Raw genomic sequence first — 263 nt, forward strand, 5'->3', positions numbered from 1 at the left:
TACCTACACCTAACGTATCAATCGTTGACCTTGTAGCTGAACTTGATAAAGACGTTTCAGTTGACGAAGTAAACGCTGCTCTTAAATAAGCTGCTGAAGGCGACCTTAAAGGATACCTTGGTTATAGCGACGAGCCACTAGTATCAAAAGACTACAACGGTAACCCGAACTATTCAATCGTAGATGGTATTTCTACAATGGGTATCGATTGAAACATGTTTAAAGTTATCTCTTGGTACGACATCGAGTGGGGCTATTCTAAC

The 263-nt window shown here is 40.7% G+C and carries 1 pseudogene; it reads left to right on the top strand.

The window, feature by feature from the left end:
* A pseudogene (locus Q4550_RS23585) lies at window positions 1-209 on the top strand (type I glyceraldehyde-3-phosphate dehydrogenase); the annotation flags it as partial.
* Between the last annotated feature and the right edge of the window lie 54 nt (window positions 210-263).

The sequence above is a fragment of the Anaerobacillus sp. 1_MG-2023 genome (genome assembly GCF_030547345.1).
GTDB classification, from domain to species: domain Bacteria; phylum Bacillota; class Bacilli; order Bacillales; family Guptibacillaceae; genus Guptibacillus; species Guptibacillus hwajinpoensis_B.